At 70.5% G+C, this 15,839-nt stretch carries 16 protein-coding genes and 1 riboswitch; of the genes, 5 read left to right on the top strand and 11 right to left on the bottom strand.

Annotated features, from left to right (window positions below):
- Positions 1-47: 47 nt before the first annotated feature.
- Both EFK50_RS06860 and EFK50_RS06855 read right to left on the bottom strand, forming a co-directional pair.
- Positions 48-326, bottom strand: a complete 279-nt coding sequence (locus tag EFK50_RS06860) for an Lrp/AsnC family transcriptional regulator (RefSeq protein WP_123226821.1) — start codon at positions 324-326, stop codon at positions 48-50.
- Positions 327-335: 9 nt separating this feature from the next.
- Positions 336-2,054: a DEDD exonuclease domain-containing protein gene (locus EFK50_RS06855; protein WP_123226820.1), complete on the bottom strand. Its 1,719-nt coding sequence runs from the start codon at positions 2,052-2,054 to the stop codon at positions 336-338.
- Between the two features lie 88 nt (positions 2,055-2,142).
- On the opposite strand from EFK50_RS06855, the gene EFK50_RS06850 reads away from it, so the two are divergent.
- From EFK50_RS06850 to EFK50_RS06830, 5 genes are all read left to right on the top strand, one after another.
- Positions 2,143-2,400: a hypothetical protein gene (locus EFK50_RS06850; RefSeq protein ID WP_123226819.1), complete on the top strand. Its 258-nt coding sequence runs from the start codon at positions 2,143-2,145 to the stop codon at positions 2,398-2,400.
- A gap of 69 nt (positions 2,401-2,469) precedes the next feature.
- Positions 2,470-2,676, top strand: coding sequence for a hypothetical protein (locus EFK50_RS06845; RefSeq protein WP_123226818.1), 207 nt, complete (start codon positions 2,470-2,472; stop codon positions 2,674-2,676).
- A 179-nt stretch (positions 2,677-2,855) separates the two neighbouring features.
- A riboswitch (cyclic di-AMP (ydaO/yuaA leader) is annotated at positions 2,856-3,013 on the top strand.
- Positions 3,014-3,088: 75 nt separating this feature from the next.
- Positions 3,089-4,024, top strand: a complete 936-nt coding sequence (locus tag EFK50_RS06840) for a C40 family peptidase (protein WP_246004068.1) — start codon at positions 3,089-3,091, stop codon at positions 4,022-4,024.
- Complete coding sequence (locus EFK50_RS06835) at positions 4,005-5,264, top strand: hypothetical protein (RefSeq protein WP_123226817.1); 1,260 nt, start codon at positions 4,005-4,007, stop codon at positions 5,262-5,264. The genes EFK50_RS06840 and EFK50_RS06835 overlap by 20 nt, the downstream gene beginning before the upstream one ends.
- 4 nt (positions 5,265-5,268) lie before the next feature.
- A complete protein-coding gene (locus tag EFK50_RS06830; RefSeq protein ID WP_123226816.1) occupies positions 5,269-6,513 on the top strand; it encodes a M48 family metallopeptidase in 1,245 nt (414 codons plus the stop codon).
- 68 nt (positions 6,514-6,581) lie between these two features.
- On the opposite strand, the gene EFK50_RS06825 is transcribed toward EFK50_RS06830, so the two are convergent.
- From EFK50_RS06825 to cpaB, 9 genes are all read right to left on the bottom strand, one after another.
- A complete protein-coding gene (locus EFK50_RS06825) occupies positions 6,582-6,785 on the bottom strand; it encodes a Flp family type IVb pilin (protein ID WP_123226815.1) in 204 nt (67 codons plus the stop codon).
- 32 nt (positions 6,786-6,817) lie between these two features.
- Positions 6,818-7,024 carry a Flp family type IVb pilin gene (locus EFK50_RS06820; protein WP_123226814.1) on the bottom strand — a complete coding sequence of 69 codons (207 nt, stop codon included), beginning with the start codon at positions 7,022-7,024 and terminating at the stop codon, positions 6,818-6,820.
- Positions 7,025-7,197: 173 nt separating this feature from the next.
- Positions 7,198-7,839 (bottom strand): response regulator transcription factor, encoded by a 642-nt coding sequence (locus EFK50_RS06815; RefSeq protein ID WP_123227000.1) that lies wholly within the window; start codon positions 7,837-7,839, stop codon positions 7,198-7,200.
- A 53-nt stretch (positions 7,840-7,892) separates the two neighbouring features.
- Entirely contained in the window at positions 7,893-9,398 is a 1,506-nt protein-coding gene (locus EFK50_RS22800) for a sensor histidine kinase (protein ID WP_123226813.1), read from the bottom strand.
- The gene (locus EFK50_RS06805) at positions 9,395-10,336 is read right to left on the bottom strand and encodes a type II secretion system F family protein (RefSeq protein WP_123226812.1); all 942 of its coding nucleotides are present in this window, start codon (positions 10,334-10,336) and stop codon (positions 9,395-9,397) included. The genes EFK50_RS22800 and EFK50_RS06805 overlap by 4 nt, the downstream gene beginning before the upstream one ends.
- Positions 10,336-12,273: a type II secretion system F family protein gene (locus EFK50_RS06800; RefSeq protein ID WP_123226811.1), complete on the bottom strand. Its 1,938-nt coding sequence runs from the start codon at positions 12,271-12,273 to the stop codon at positions 10,336-10,338. The genes EFK50_RS06805 and EFK50_RS06800 overlap by 1 nt, the downstream gene beginning before the upstream one ends.
- A complete protein-coding gene (locus EFK50_RS06795; RefSeq protein WP_123226810.1) occupies positions 12,270-13,805 on the bottom strand; it encodes a TadA family conjugal transfer-associated ATPase in 1,536 nt (511 codons plus the stop codon). The genes EFK50_RS06800 and EFK50_RS06795 overlap by 4 nt, the downstream gene beginning before the upstream one ends.
- A 57-nt stretch (positions 13,806-13,862) precedes the next feature.
- The gene (locus EFK50_RS06790; protein ID WP_123226809.1) at positions 13,863-15,056 is read right to left on the bottom strand and encodes a CpaE/TadZ family protein; all 1,194 of its coding nucleotides are present in this window, start codon (positions 15,054-15,056) and stop codon (positions 13,863-13,865) included.
- Positions 15,057-15,082: 26 nt separating this feature from the next.
- Positions 15,083-15,817, bottom strand: a complete 735-nt coding sequence (gene cpaB, locus EFK50_RS06785; RefSeq protein ID WP_123226808.1) for a Flp pilus assembly protein CpaB — start codon at positions 15,815-15,817, stop codon at positions 15,083-15,085.
- Between the last annotated feature and the right edge of the window lie 22 nt (positions 15,818-15,839).

Genomic DNA, 15,839 nt, shown 5'->3' with positions numbered 1-15,839 from the left:
GTAATAGGCCCGAAAGGTGCTGCTGAGTAGTCAGAAATGACTAGGGCTCAGTCCAGGCCGAGCGAGAACGCCGACTCCAGGTCGTGCTGGGAGTAGGCGCGGAAGGCGATGTGGGTCTCGGTCTCGAGGACGCCGGGCACCTTGTTGAGCTTGTCGGCGATCGTCGAGGCGACGGCGTCGTGGTCGCGCACCCGGACCATCGCGATCAGATCGATCTGACCGGTCACCGAGTAGACCTCGCTGACTCCTTCGAGAGCGGCGATCGCCTCGGCGACCTCCGGGATGCGGGCGACATCCGCCTTCACGAAAACGATGGCAGTGATCATGGGGGCAATCTACTCGAACGGCGCCAGCGTCTTCCGGGACTGCTCGACCGCGTCGTGGACGGCCAGGTGCCGGGTGGCACCCCGCACCGGGCAGACCCAGTCGCCGTCGACCCGGACCAGGCGGACGCCGGGGCTCTCCAGCCAGCGCAGCACCTTCTCGGTCTCCTCGGCCGTCGCCGCCGGGGTCGGCCCGAGCCCGGCGGGGACCGTCTCCGAGGAGGCCCGGAGGAGCTCGACGTACTCGCCGGCGTGCGCGTCCGGCGGGATCACGCCGGCGCCGGCGAGCCGTCCGAACCTGATCACGTGCACGGCCCAGCGGCCGTCGTCCTCGCGTCGGGCGGCGGACACCTCGGCACAACGGGTCAGCGCGCTGAGCCGCTGGGTGCGGGAGGCCGCGCGGACGAACGCCGCCAGCCGGTCCCGGTGGATCCCGGCGTCCTCGAAGCGTTCCTCGGCACTGAGCTCGTCCATCTTGACCGAGATCGCGTCGACCACCTCGTCCGCCCGGGCGAGCAAGTTCGCGCGCAGGTCGGCGACCATCAGCGCGTAGGAGTCGAGGTCGACGCTGCCGTCGCAGGGGGAGAGGCAGCGCTCCATCTCGGCCAGCACGCAGGCGGACCGCGAGGGCGCCAGCGGCAGCTTCTCGCTGCACTGCCGCACCGGGAAGGTCTGGTGCAACGCTGCCAGCGACTTCTCGGCCCGCTTGCGCGACGAGAACGGGCCCAGGTAGTCGGCGTCGTCGTCGAGCACCTTGCGCACCAGCGAGAGCCGCGGCCAGGCCTCGTTGGTGAGCTTGAGCCAGTGCACCTTCTCCGGGAACCGGCTGCGGCGGTTGTACGGCGGCTTGTGCTGGGCGATCAGCCGCAGCTCGCGGACCTCGGCCTCCAGCGGTGTCGCGCAGGTGATGCCGTCGACCCGGCTGGCGATGCCGACCATCTCGCCCATCCGGGACCGGGTCTCCGAGGCGGTGAAGTAGGAGCGGACGCGGGTGCGCAGGTCGCGGGAGGTGCCGATGTAGAGCACCTGCTGCTTGTCGTCGCGGAACAGGTAGACCCCGGGCTCGTGCGGCAGGGCCTCGGCCAGGTGCCGCTTCTTGCGCTGGGCCGTGCTCACCCGCGAGGAGAAGGTCTGCAGCTCCTCCAGGGTGTGCACCCCGAGGCTGCCGAGCCGTTCGAAGAGTCCGTGCAGCACGTCGACGGTGGCGCGCGCGTCGGAGAGCGCGCGGTGGTTGGGCGTGGTCGTCGAGCCGAAGGCGATGGCCAGCGAGCTCAGCTTGCAGTTCGGAGCGTCGTCCCGGGTCACGATCCGGCGAGCCAGCCTGGCGGTGTCCAGGACCTCGAACCGGGGGAACGCGTGCCCGAGGCTCTCGGAGAAGTGCCGCAGGAAGCCGACGTCGAAGGGAGCGTTGTGCGCGACCAGCACGCAGCCCCGGGCGAACTCCAGGAACGCCGGGAGTGCCGACTCGATCGGCGGCGCCTGCGCGACCATGCCGTTGGTGATCCCGGTCAGGACTGCGATGAACGGCGGGATCGCGGTGTGCGGGTTGACCAGCGTCTGGAACTCGCCGAGGACCTCACCGCCCCGGACCTTCACCGCGCCGATCTCGGTGATCATCGATCCCTGCGAGATCGCGGCCCCGGTGGTCTCCAGGTCGACCACGCAGAAGGTCAGGTCGCGCAGCGGCCGGCCGAGCTCGTCGAAGCTCATCTGGTGGGCCAGTGCGGTCATGTTCTGACGGTAGGAAAGACCGCCGACACATCCGCTCGCGACGCGCACACTAGGCTGCGTGATGTTCGTCGACCACCTAGGAGATCGCGTGACCGTCGCCCTTCCCGAGCCGCACCAGCGCTGGCGTTGCGGTGGCTGCGGCAACCTGACGCGGTTTGACGTGACCCGCACCCGTCGTACGACGGAGTTCTGGCACCTCGACCTGGCCGGGGAGCACCGGGTCGAGGAGACCGAGCTGCGCGAGGAGACGGTTGAGGCGGTCACCTGCCGGTGGTGCGGGCGCAACGACGCGATCGAGCTGGTCGACCGCAACGACGTCGACGCGGAGTCCTCGCCGGGCGCGTGACGTGTCGGCGGTCCCTGCCACTCTCGTTCCAGCTCGTCACGACGACGGGCACCGAAGGAGAGTGAAGCCATGAGCGTGCTCATCGATTGCGACAGCTGCGCGGTCCGCGGACTGTCCTGCCACGACTGCGTGGTCACGGTGCTGCTCGGACCTCCGCCCGAGCTGAGCTTCGACCACGACGAGCAGCAGGCGCTCGCGGTGCTGGCCGAGTCCGGACTGGTGCCGCCGCTGCGGATGGTCACGCCGACCGAGCAGCTGCAGGTCGGGTCGGCCTAGCCGTGCTTCCTGTGCTTGATGTGGCTTCTGGGGCTCGTGTGGCCAACGTGTCTCGAAACACACCGGGACACGACAGGCAGGTTTGGCACGTCGTGAACGTTCGCTTAGGGTTCATGGCTAGGTCCCTGCACGAGTCGCCGACCGGGTGACTCAGGGACCGCGTTGAATCTGGCGCCGTGCTTCTCGGAGAGCATGGATCCGGAGCCGGGGACCCAAGTTTCCATGGGGTGAATCCGGCACCGCTCAGGACGAGCACCACGTCCTGGAGGTGCTGGTAGGGCGATCTTTGCGCCCGAATCCGTCAGCTCACCTGGTAAGCGTTCTACAAAGAGGAGCTCGTCCGCTCGTGCTTCACGGCCGCAACCGCACCGCCACGATCGTGGCGTCCCTGATTGCCCTTCTGACAGCGCTCGTGACCGTGGGAATCGGCCTCGCCGCGTCCCCGACGGCCACCGCCAAGCCCGACCTCGAGACCGTGAAGAAGCAGGTCGAGAAGCTGGACCAGCAGGCCGAGGCGGCCTCCGAGCGCTACAACGACGCCAAGGTGAAGGTCGCCGAGACCCACACCCGGCTCTCCGCCCTGAACTCCGACCTGGCCCGCCAGCAGTCCCTCGTCGACGGGATGCGCAAGCAGGTGGCCGCGATGGTCGTCGACCAGTACAAGGGCGACGCGCTCTCCACCACCTCGCAGGTGATCCTCTCCGACAACCCGGACGCGTTCCTGGAGAACCTCAACACCGTCGCGGCGTACAACAGCCAGCGCGGCCAGGTGATGAAGGACTTCAGCACCGAGCTGAGCCGCCTCAAGCTGCGCAAGAGCGCCGTGAAGGCGGAAGCCGACCGCCTCGGCAAGCTCGAGAAGCGGATGAAGGCCGACAAGGCCGAGATCGACAAGAAGGCCGCCAAGGCACGTGCCGTCCTCGACGACCTCGAGGCCGACGCCCGGGCCAAGCTCCTCGGCGGCGAGTACACCGGCGCGCTTCCGAGCGTCCCGGCCAACGGCCGCGCCGCGGTCGCCATCCGGTACGCGATGGCGCAGGTCGGCAAGAGGTACGTGTACGGCGCCTCCGGTCCGAGTTCCTACGACTGCTCCGGCCTGACGATGCGCGCCTGGGGCGCCGCCGGGGTCGGCCTGCCGCACTCCTCGCGGGCCCAGCAGGGCTCCGGCATGCGGGTCGCCGAGAGCGACCTCCAGCCGGGCGACCTGGTCTTCTACTACAGCCCCGTCAGCCACGTCGGGATGTACATCGGCAACGGCCTGATCGTGAACGCCGAGAACCCGCGCTCGGGTGTCCGGGTCACCTCGCTGCACGCGATGCCGTACGTCGGTGCCGTCCGCCCCGGCTGACCTGCGCGCCCTCCCGGGCGCACTCCTGCTCGCCCTCCTCCTCGGGGTCGGCGGGTGCTCCGACGACACCAGCATCACGCCGCCGACCGCGTCCAGCGACTCCTCGACGAGCCGCTCGGCAGCGGCGGCCGTGACGGTCGCCGCGCTGGAGAAGGCACTCCGTTCCGGCGACGCAGGTGCCGCCGCCGCGACCGGGCTCGGCCCGGCCGGCCCGATGCTCGAGGCCGCCGCCGCGAACGTCGGCGCTCTGCACCTGGTCGACCTCGGTCTCCGGTTCGTCGACGAGCGCTCGGACGTCGCCGACGTCAGCGAGACCGGTGCCTGGCGCGGGACGGTCGAGGTCAGGTACCGGCTCCGGGACTGGGACCAGGGCACGACCACCGTCGAGACCACCTTCACCTTCGCGCCCGGCGAGCACGGCCAGGTGATCACCGGGATCGGCGGCACCAGCGGGCGGACGCCGCTGTGGCTGACCGGTCCGGTCAAGGCGGTGGCGAGCGGCCGCACGCTGGTGGTGGCCCAAGGCGGCTCGCAAGCCGGTGCGACGCGCTACTCGGCGCTGGCCCGGAAAGCCGTCGTCGCTGTCGGCAAGGTGCTGCCGCGCTGGAAGGGCACCCTGGTGATCGAGGCGCCCTCCGACGAGGAAGGTCTCGACCGCGCGCTCGGCGCCTCCCAGGACGAGTACGCCAACATCGCGGCGGTGACCGCGTCGGTGGACGGCTCGCTGGATCCCGGCTCCCCGGTGCACGTCTTCCTCAACCCGCGGGTCTTCGATGCGCTCGGGCCGCGCGGCGCCCAGGTGGTGGTCAGCCACGAGTCGACCCACGTCGCGACCGAGGCGACCTTCGTGTCGATGCCGACCTGGCTGCTCGAGGGCTTCGCGGACTACGTCGCGCTGGCCCACGCCGGGATCCCGGTCCGCACCGCCGCCTCGCAGATCCTGGCCCGGATCCGAAAGGACGGTCCTCCGGACCACCTGCCCACGGCCGACGACCTGGCGCCCACGGCGGCCGGACTCGGGGCGACGTACGAGGAGGCCTGGCTGGCGACCCGGTTCATCGCGCAGAGCTACGGCGAGAAGAAGCTGGTCGCCTTCTACGACGCCGTGGATGGGGGCACGAGCGCCGAGCAGGCGTTCCGGCAGGTGCTCGGCACGACCCAGGCTGCTTTCGTGAAGCGGTGGAGCGCCGACTCCCGGAACCTGGCCCGGGCAGGCGTTTCGGGGAGCGTGGGAGGCTGACGGCATGAGACGACTGAGCGCTGCCGTCGCCGTCGTCGGGGGAGTGGCTTTCGTGGTCCTCGCCGTCGTGCTGGTGCCGTGGCACTGGCTCCCGGGCCAGTCCGTGCACGCGGTGCCGGCCGACGCCGTCTTCACGCCGGCGCAGATCGACCGGGCCGAGCACCTCTCCTGGATGCTCCGGATCTCCGGCTGGGGGAACCTGGCGCTAGGGCTGGTGGTGGCGTGCTGGCTCGGCTTCACCCGCTCCGGGTCGCGACTGGTCGCGCGACTGCCGGGGCCGTGGTGGCTGATGGCGCTCGTCGGCTGCGGCCTGGTGATGCTCGTCGGCTCGGTGGTGCAGGTGCCGCTGTCCGCCCGTGCACACCACCTGCAGGTCGACGCCGGGCTCAGCACCCAGGGCTGGGGAGGCTGGGCGAGCGACCAGGCGCTCTCGTTCGGGGTGGCCTGGGTGTTCACCGCGATCGGCCTGCTCGCGGTGATGCTGCTCGCCCGCCGGCTCCCGCGCAGCTGGCCGGTCTGGGCGGCGGCCTCCGCGGCGGCTCTGACGATGCTGGGCTCGTTCGTCTACCCGGTGGTGGTCGAGCCGCTCTTCAACGACTTCACCTCGATGCCGGCCGGCCCGATGCGCACCGAGATCTTCGCGCTGGCGCGCGCCGAGAACGTGCCCATCGACGACGTCCTGGTCGCCGACGCGTCCCGCCGTACGACGACGCTGAACGCGTACGTCTCCGGGTTCGGCAGCACCCGCCGGGTGGTCGTCTACGACACCGTGCTGAGCACCCTGAGCCGGCCCGAGGTGGCCTCGATCGTCGCCCACGAGCTCGGCCACGCGAAGCACCGCGACGTGCTCACCGGGACTGTCCTCGGGGCGGTCGGGTCGATCCTCGGGGTCGGCCTGCTCGGGCTGCTGTTCAGCAGCGGGTGGCTGCTGCGGCGTACCGGCACCGACGGCGTCGGTGACCCGCGCGCCGTACCGCTCCTGCTCGCGCTGGTCGCGGTGGGCGCGTTCCTGGCGAGCCCGGCCCAGAACACGATCAGCCGGGCGATCGAGGCCCGGGCCGACCGCACTGCCCTGGAGACCACCGGGGACAGCGCCACCTTCATCGCGATGCAGCGGCAGCTGGCGCTCCGGTCGCTGGCCGACCCGACCCCGCCCCGGCTGAGCCAGTTCTGGTTCGGCTCGCACCCGACGGTGCTGCAGCGGATCGGGATGGCCGAAGCGGTGGCGGCGGCGCCCGCCGGGCGCTGAGAACGCCGAAAAGCACCGCGACCACGGCGCCGAAGCGTCGTGGTCGTGGTGCCCCCCAGGCGTGTGGGTCAGCTACACGTGGCAGCGGTGGTGGCCGCGCCGGTCTTGACCTTGCCGCAGGTGTCGTTGAAGGCGTCGCGGATGACGCCACCGAAGACGAAGACGATCGCGACGATCAGCGCGGCGATACCGGCGACCAGCAGGCCGTACTCGACAGCGGAGGCGCCTTCGTCGTCACGGCGGCTGGTGAGGTTGCGGAAGAACTCGATCATGGTGTTACTCCTTCAGGGTTCAGGTGGATGGATCAGTTGCAGGTGGCGGCGGCGGTCGGGTTGCCGTTGTTGGCGACGGTGCTGCACGTCGACTTGAACGCGTCCCGGATGACGCCACCGAAGATGAACACCACGGCGACGATCAGCGCGGCGATACCGGCCACGAGCAGGCCGTACTCGACGGCGGACGCGCCGTCCTCGTCACGCCGGCTGGTGATGTTGCGGAAGAACTCAAGCATTTGGGTTTCCCTCCCCGTGTGATGGTGCTGTGAGCGGTGACGGCTGACCGTCGATTTGCTCACTATGTCACTTTGAGAGGGTAAAGGGCTGATATGTCCGGTTTGAACCATATAGTCATTTCGGACCATGCCGCGTGGCACGAACGGGGCCGGAAGGGGACAGGCGGAAAAGGTCAGCTGGGCGGCGGCGTCGCGTCGATCAGGCCCATCCGCATCGCAGCGACCAGGGCCTGGGCCCGGTTGCCGGCGCCGAGCTTCTCGTAGACCTTCGCGATGTGGGTCTTGGCGGTCGACTCGCTGATGTAGAGGTTGGTAGCGATGGTCGCCACGCCGAGTCCGTCGGCGAGCAGGTCGAGGACCTGGCGCTCGCGGTCGGAGAGGCGGGGAGTGGTGGAGGACAGCCGGCGCATCATCGCCTCCGGCAGACCGGCGCAGGTGAACGAGCGCGGTGCCACCGCAGCGTGCCGGGCGGCCGCGATCACCTCGCCGCTGGGCGCGTCCTTGCCGACGAAGGCGGAGGCACCGGCGTCCATCGCGGCGAAGATCTGCTCGTCGCCGGCGTACATGGTCAGCACCACCAGGCCGAGGTCGTCGCGCTCCTTGCGCAGGGAGCGGACCAGGTCCAGTCCGGAGCCGTCGGGCAACCGCAGGTCGATCACGACGACATCCGGGCGCAGGGCCCCCGTTTGGAGGTGCGCCTCGGCGATGGTGGCGGCCTCGCCTACGACGACGAAGCCGTCCTCGCGGGCGAAGGCGACGGCCAGGCCGTGACGGATCAGCTCGTGGTCGTCGACGAGTACTACGGACGTGGGCAAGGCGGACCCCTCTTCTTTCCCGGCAGAGTAGTCGGTGCCGAGGTCGAACGCGGTCACGCCAGGCGGATCGACACGCGGGTTCCGCGCTCGTCCAGGATCGGAGACTCCACGGTCAGCTCCGCACCGATCCGTTCAGCCCGTTCCTTCATGATCCGCAACCCGTGCGAGTCCACCCGCGGCGAGCGCAGTCCGTCGCCGTCGTCGCTCACGGTGATCTCGGCGTACGGCGGGTGCACCCGGCAGCCGACCCAGAGGTTCGACCCGTCCGAGTGCCGGCGGGCGTTGTTGATCGCCTCCTGGGCGATCCGGAGCAGCTCGGCCTCGACGGCCGGCGGCAACCGCAGCGCCTCGGACTCGTCCAGGGTCACGTGCACCGTGAGCGGCGAGTGCGATCCGACGTGGCGGGCGAAGAGCGCGATGCTCTGCCCCAGGCCCTGCCCGGGCGCGGTTTCGTTGCGCAGGTCGAAGACGGAGTTGCGCAGCTCGGCGACCACCCGGGAGACCTCCTTGCGGAGCAGCGCCACGTCCTCGGCCTGCTGCGGATCCACCGTGGAGGCGGCCAGGTTGTCGACCAGGTAGCCCAGCGAGGCGACGTCCTGGGCAACGCCGTCGTGCACCTCGCGCGCGAGCCGCCGGCGCTCCTCGGCCGTGGCGCTCTCGTGCACGCTGCTGAACAGCAGCGCCGCGCTGAGCTGGACGGCTGCCGGCTCCAGGCGCGCCGCGACGTCGGCGATCGTCTTCGGGTCCGGGGGAGCGGCGCACTCGACCAGCAGGACGGCGACCTTCTCGGTGCCGGTGGTCAGCGGCAGGACGAGCAGGGGTGCGTTGAGCACCGGCCGCTGGGTCTGCCAGCACTGCTCCAGGAGCGGGTGGACGTCGTCGACCGGGAAGCTCATCGCCCCGGTCGAGTAGCGCAGCGGTGCGAACTCACTGCCCTGGCGCTGCAGCACGACGGCACGCCGTACGACGACCTCCTCGGCCACCACCGCCATCGCCTGGTCGGCCAGGTCGACCGGGTCCAGGCCCGAGGTCAGTCGACCCGACAGCGAGTGCAGCTGCCGGATCAACCCCAACGCGCTCCGGTACGACGCATCGGTCCCGGTGCTGGTCACGTGCCGCCGGGTGTACGCGCCGAGACCGCCCAGGCCGAGGCCGGTGGTCAGCCAGGTCACCGCCGCACTGGCCAGGTCCTCGTCGTAGCTGCCGACCAGCAACCAGCCGCCGAGGCTCATCGCAGCGGCCTCGACGACCAGCACCGCGCCGACCCAGCGCGCACCGCCGGCGATCCCGGCGATCAGCACCGGGATGGCGAGGTAGGGCATCGCGGCCTGGTGCTCGGGGTAGGCCCACACGGCGACGACGCCGGTGAGGGCGCCCTCGAGGATCACGATCGTCCGGTCCGGCAGGACCCGGCGCCAGGAGAGCACCTCGGCCGCGACAGCCAGCGCGGCGACGTACCAGAGCCCGTTGAGGGTGACGTCGCCGACGAGTGCTGTGGACGCGATCACGGCCAGGGTGAAGACCCTGGCCGCGGCCGCGACCCGCAGCAGCTCGGTCACTTGATGGTGCCGTCGAAGCTGTTCATGATCTGGATGCCGGCCGGGCCGAGCACGGCGATGAAGAGGCACGGCAGGATGCAGAAGATCAGCGGGATCAGGATCTTGACCGGCACCTTCTGGGCCATCTCCTCGGCCCACTGCCGCTTCTTGACCCGGATCTCGGAGGACTGCACCCGGAGCACCTGGGCGATCGGGATGCCGAAGGAGTCCGCCTGCACCATCGCGCTGACGAACGAGCGCAGGTCGGGCAGGTTGGTGCGCTCGGCCATCGAGCGCAGCGCCTCGGTCCGGCCGCGGCCGATCTGCATCTCCTGCAGCATCCGGGCGAACTCCTCGGCGAGCGGACCCTCGGTGTTCCGGGCCACCTGGGCGACCGCGGCGTCGAAGCCGAGCCCGGACTCGACCGAGATGGTCAGCAGGTCGATCGCGTCCGGCAGGGCGCGCTGCATCGTCTCGGAACGGTCGTAGGCGCGCTGGTAGAGGTAGAAGTTCGGTGCCAGGTAGCCGAGGACGGAGAGGCCGACGACGATGACGAGCGTCGGCAGGAAGGCGAGCCCCATCGCCAGCGTGAGCGCGAGGGAGAGGCCGAGGGTGGCGAAGAAGCAGACCACCTTGCCGGCGCTGACCCGATCGGCCGTCCAGCCCTGGGGGTTGCCGGCCAGCTCCAGCTTCTGGTGGATCCGCTCGTTCGCGTCGTCCGGGGTCAGCCGCTTGCCGAGGCCCTGGGCCTTCGACAGCAGCGGGATCAGCACCCGGTCGGCGAACGGGGCGTCGATCTCCTTGGTCATCTCCTTCGGCGCCGAGGTGAGCGCCTCGAGGACCGCGATCGACCGGTTCACGCCCAGGTCACCGCGCGGGGAGAGCGCCAGGGCGGCGATCACGATCACGAGCGCACCGAAGATCAGCGCGATTCCGAGGATCATCACGAGAGCACTCATCACACGTCCACCTTTGCGACCTTCGACATCCAGACGATGCCCACACCCAGAAGAATGCCCATCCCGGCGCACATCAACCAGCCGATCGGCGTGGTGTACATCGGTTTCACGTACTCCGGCTTGGTCAGCGTGAGGTACACCAGGAACGCCGGCGGCAGTCCGCCGAGGATCCAGCAGGACAGCCGCCCCTCGGCGGAGAGCGCCTGCACGTGCCGGCGCAGGTACTCGCGCTCGCGGAGCGTGCCGGCGACCGTGAGCAGCAGCTCGGCCAGGTTGCCGCCGACCTCGCGCTGGATCCGGATCGCCATTACGACCCACTTGAAGTCGCGACTGCCCATCCGGTCGGCGACGCCGTCGAGCGCGTCCTCGAGGCCGACCCCGAGCCGGCTCTCGACGATCGCCCGCTTGAACTCGGAGGTGATCGGCTCGGCGCCCTCGCGCACGATCGTGTCCATCGACTGGGCCAGCGACAGCCCCGCGGAGAGGCTCCCGGACATCAGCTGCAGGGTGTCGGCCAGTCCGGCGCCGAACGCCTTGAGCCGCTTGGCGCGCTTCACCCCGAGGTAGACCCACGGACCGATCGCGCCGAGTACGACGAAGAGCAGCATCGCCAGCACGTTGCCGCCGGTGCCGAGCAGCCCGACGATGCCGGCCAGGAAGGTGATGCCGAGGTGCATCAGCAGCCACTCCGAGGACTTGAGCGCCATCCCCGCGCCCTCGAGCCGCCGCGCGATCTTGGCCTCCATGCCGGCGTTGGAGGAGAGCACGGTGCTCGCCGCCTGCCGGGCCTGCTCGGCCAGCGTGTGGCTTGCGGCCTGGTTCGCGAGCACCTGGGACCGGGTCGGGCCTCCGACCGGCGCGGTCGCGGTGTAGAGGTCGAACTGGTCCGAGAGCGGCACCTTGGCCTCGCGCGGCGAACCACCGGCCAGGGCGACGATCAGACCGATCATCCCGACGCCGATGGCCAGCACCGCGGCGTACATCAGCGGCTGCGAGATCGCCATCGACCCGTTGACGACGTCGGAGACCTTCGACGTACCGGCCGCAGGCGAGCCGGCGTCCCGGACGGAGACGAAGGCGTCGGCCGTGTGGGTGCTGCCCCCTGCGGTCAGGGTGACGGCGACGGTGGCGTCGTTGGCGGTCACCGAGGACGGCACCGTGGCGGTCACCAGGACCTGCCGGGCGAGGGCACCGGCCTCGGCGGTGAACGCGGTGGTCAGCGCCTTCGGGTCGGCCGCGGCGATCACGACGCCCTCGCCGGCCTCGGCCATCGCGGCCAGCGGCGCCGGCGCGTCGGCGCCCTGCTCCAGCGAGACCACGTCGACCTTCACCCCGGATCCGGCGATCCGGTCGACGACCGGCTGCAGGTCCGCCTTGGTGTTGTCCTCGCCGTCGGAGAGCACCAGCACCTGGCGCTGGCCCCCCGCCTCACCGGTGGCGTCGATCGCGGTCTGGACGCCCTCGTACAGCGCGGTGTTCAGGCGCAGGGTCAGGCCGTCGATGACGGACTTGGACTGCGCCCGGTCCAGGCTGGGGGCCTGCCGGACGACGACCTTGTCGTCGAAAGTCACGATGCCGACCCGGACGTTGGTCGGAACGGCGTTCAGGTAGGTGAGCGCGGCCTTCTTCGCCTCGGCGATCCGGGCGCCCTTCATGCTGTTGCTGGTGTCGATCGCGAGCACGGTCGTCCGGCGCACCTTGTCGCTGGAGGCCGCGAGCTCGGCCGTGGCCTCGACCGCGTCCCCACCGAGGGTGACCTTCGTCGAGCCGAGGTCGACGTCGGCGTCGCCGCGCACCGAGACCAGCAGTCGCAGGGTGTCCCCGCGCAGCTCTGAGTGGTCGATGGTCGCGTCGCCCGCTGCGTGCGCCGTACCGGGAGCCAGCAGGCCCAGGGCGGCCACCCCGGTCGCGGCCAGCAGCCGCCAGGAGGTCCTCACAACGACTCCGGGACGAAGGTGCGCGGGTCGATGGTCACGTTGGAGTGCGCCATCTTCTCCAGGAAGCTCGGTCGCAGACCGGTGGCCTTCAGGGTGCCGAGGCTGCGTCCGTCGGCGTCGAAGCCGGCGTTGTTGTCGAACAGGAAGATGTCCTGGAGGGTGATCACGTCGCCCTCCATCCGCTCGACCTCGGTGACGTGGGTGATCCGCCGGCTGCCGTCCTTGAGGCGCGCCTGGTGGACGATCAGGTCGACCGCGGAGGCGACCTGCTCCCGGATCGCGCGCATCGGCAGGTCCATGCCGGCCATCAGCACCAGCGTCTCCAGCCGGGCCAGGGTGTCGCGCGGACCGTTCGAGTGGACGGTGCAGATCGAGCCGTCGTGACCGGTGTTCATCGCCTGCAGCATGTCCAGCGCCGAGGCGTCCCGGACCTCGCCGACGACGATGCGGTCGGGCCGCATCCGGAGGGAGTTGCGGACCAGGTCGCGGATGCTGACCTCGCCCTTGCCCTCGATGTTCGAGGGGCGCGACTCCAGCCGGACGACGTGGTCCTGCTTGAGCTGAAGCTCGGCGGCATCCTCGATCGTCACGATCCGCTCGTCGGAGGGGATGAACGAGGAGAGCACGTTCAGGGTGGTGGTCTTGCCGGCACCGGTACCGCCCGAGACGATCACGTTCAGCCGGCCCTTGACGCAGGCCTCCAGGAAGTCGGCGGTCTTGCGGGACATCGAGCCGAAGTCGATCAGGTTCTGCACCGTCAGCGGGTCGGTGGCGAACTTCCGGATGGTCAGCGAGCTGCCGTCGATGGCCAGCGGGGGGACCACGGCGTTGACACGGCTGCCGTCGGGGAGCCGGGCGTCGACCATCGGGGACGCCTCGTCGATGCGCCGGCCGATCCGGGAGACGATCTTGTCGATGGTGCGGCGCAGGTGCGCCTCGTCGTTGAAGGTGCCGTCGACCCGGACCAACTTGCCGTTGCGCTCCAGCCAGATGTCGAACGGACCGTTGACCATCACCTCGGCGACGCTCTCGTCACGCAGGTAGGGCTCCAGCGGGCCGTAGCCGAGGATGTCGTCGGCGATCTCCTGGGTGATCCGCTGCCGGTCGTTGGCGGTGAGCGGACGGTCGCTGGCGGCCATCACGTCGGCCAGTGCCTGGCGGACCATCGCTTCGAGCTCGGCGGCGGTCAGGTTGGCGTCGTACAGCTTGGGGCCGAGCTGGACCAGGAGCTCCTCGTGGACCGAGCCCTTGAGGTCGTCGAACCGGTCCTTGGCAGGCTTCCCCTTCGCCGGTACGGCGGCCGCGGAGGTCGGGGCGACGACGTCCCGACCGGGCGGGGTCGCCAAGTGCGTCGGCGCGGTCTTGGCAGGCGCGGCGGGCGCCGCGGTGGTCGCGGCCCGGGCGGGCCGGGCGGCGCGTGCCGGTGCTGCTGCGGCCACGGTGGGCGCGGCCGCCGTGGGCCGGGTCGCGGTCCCGGCATCGGTTGCCGGCGCGGCCGGCTGGTCCGATGCCGGCGGCTGCGACGTCCGCATCAGTTCTGCGAGTCGGTCCGAAAAATCGCTCATTGCTCCCCAGCCCCCCGTGTGTGGTTACTTGCGACGCCGGCCGAAGACGCGACGCTTGGGTGCCGGCTCCACGGGCCGTGCGTGCGCGCTCCGGATCGGCGATCCGTCGGTGTTGGTCGTGCGCAGGTCCTGCGCCAGCCGGACCAGCGCCTTGCTGACCGGGTGGTCCGGGCGGCTCAGCACGATCGGCCGCCCGTGGTTGGTCGCGTTCGCCACGGCCAGGGCCGAGGGCAGTGCGGTGGTGACCTTCATCTTCAGCAGCCCCTCGACGACCTGCGGGGAGAGCCCCACCTCGTCGTCGGCGCGGTTGAGCAGCAGGTGCCGCCGCCCCTCGACCAGGTTCAGCGCGTCGAGGGTCTCGATCGCGACCTTGACGTTCTTCACGGTCGGCACGTCGAGGGTGGCGACCAGGATGCAGTCGTCGGTCTCGTCGAAGGCGTGCAGCACCTGGTCGTCGAAGGCCGGCGAGGTGTCGACCACGACGTAGTCGAACTGCTCGCGCAGGATCCGCAGCACCCGCCGTACCAGCGCGGGGGAGACCCGGTCCTTGGCCTCCGGGTGCGTCGGCGCCGCCAGGATCGAGCAGTTCTCGTGCACGGTGAGCAGCGTCTCGAGCAGGCTGAAGTCCAGGTGCTCCTCGGCCTCGATCGCCTCGGAGATGGTGTGGTCCGGGATCACCTGCAAGGTGATCGCGACGTCTCCGAAGGCCAGGTCGAGGTCGACGATGCAGGACCGGTAGGCGCCGCCGCTGCTGAGCGCGACCGCCAGGTTGACCGCGACCGTGGTCTTGCCGACGCCGCCCTTGGGCGAGAACACCGTGATGACCTTGCCCTCACGGCCGTCCTGCTCGCCGATCGGGCCCCGGATCGCCTCCCAGGTCTGCCGGCTCCGGTCGACGGCGGCGGCGATGCTGTCCTGGTCGTGCGCGCTCGCGACCGCAGTGACGCCGACCTGCATCGCTGCCTGGAACACGTCCGCGGTGGCCTGCTCGCGGAGCAGCACCACCCCGAGCGCGGGGTGCGTGGAGCGGAGCGCGGCCCCGACGGCGAGTGCGGTCGCCAGGTCCGTGCTGGGACCGATCAGGACGACGTACTCGCGGTCGTTGTCGACGAGCCACTTGGCCAACTGGTCGGAGTCCTCCACCACCTGGGTGCCCAGGGGCAGAGCGACGGCCAGGGCGGTGGCCCACCCGGCATCAGGTTCGACGAGGACTGGCATTCCGATGTCCTTTCGCTAGGGCCTGGTCATCGGAAGAGGTTGCCGGCGTCGACAGCCTCGCGCGGGGTGACGACCGAGTCCTTGTTGAGCAGGCCGAAGGCGAGCTCACCGTTCGCGGTGGCGAACATCAGCCGCTGTGCCTGCGCCTGGGAGACCCCCAGGGTGAACAGCGTACGAGGCAGCTGCTCGGTCGTCTGGGCTCCGGTCGCATCGGTCGTGGTGGTGGCGACGACGGTGGTGGTGCCGACCGCGATCACCTCGACCTTGGGCAGCAGGAGCTTGTTGGCGGAGTCGAGGCCGGCCGCGCCGCTGGTGTTGAGGAAGACCGCCACCTCGTCACCGGGGTTCACGAACCCGGCGACGCGGGCCGTGTCGGTCAGGTTGATCGAGACCGCCATCATCCCCTTCGGGATGGTCAGCGTGCTCGTCGAGGCCGGGGTCGCGGCGAACTTCGAGGCGATGATCTGCTCGTTCGGGTAGATGGTCGTCTGGGCGACCTGGGTGCTGATCCCGTCGAGCGAGGTCAGGGCGTCGGCGAGGCGCTGACCGTCACCGACCGAACCCTCCTGGATCTTGCCGGCCGCCTGGGCCGCGGCGATCGACTCACCGGCGTTGATCTGCTTGGTGGCGATCAGCACCGGCACCGCCTCGAACTTGTCCGCGGCGCGGGTGTCGGCGCTCCGGACGTAGAGGAAGACCAGCAGCGTGCCCAGCGCGGCGATGACCGCGGCGCCAATCAGCAGAGCTCTCCTTCGATCCATCTGAGGGACCCCCTTCGTTCAT

The sequence above is a fragment of the Nocardioides marmoriginsengisoli genome (assembly GCF_003725695.1).
GTDB classification, from domain to species: domain Bacteria; phylum Actinomycetota; class Actinomycetes; order Propionibacteriales; family Nocardioidaceae; genus Marmoricola; species Marmoricola marmoriginsengisoli.
Note: the sequence above shows the minus strand (reverse complement) of the source record. Positions and strands in the feature narration are given on the sequence as shown.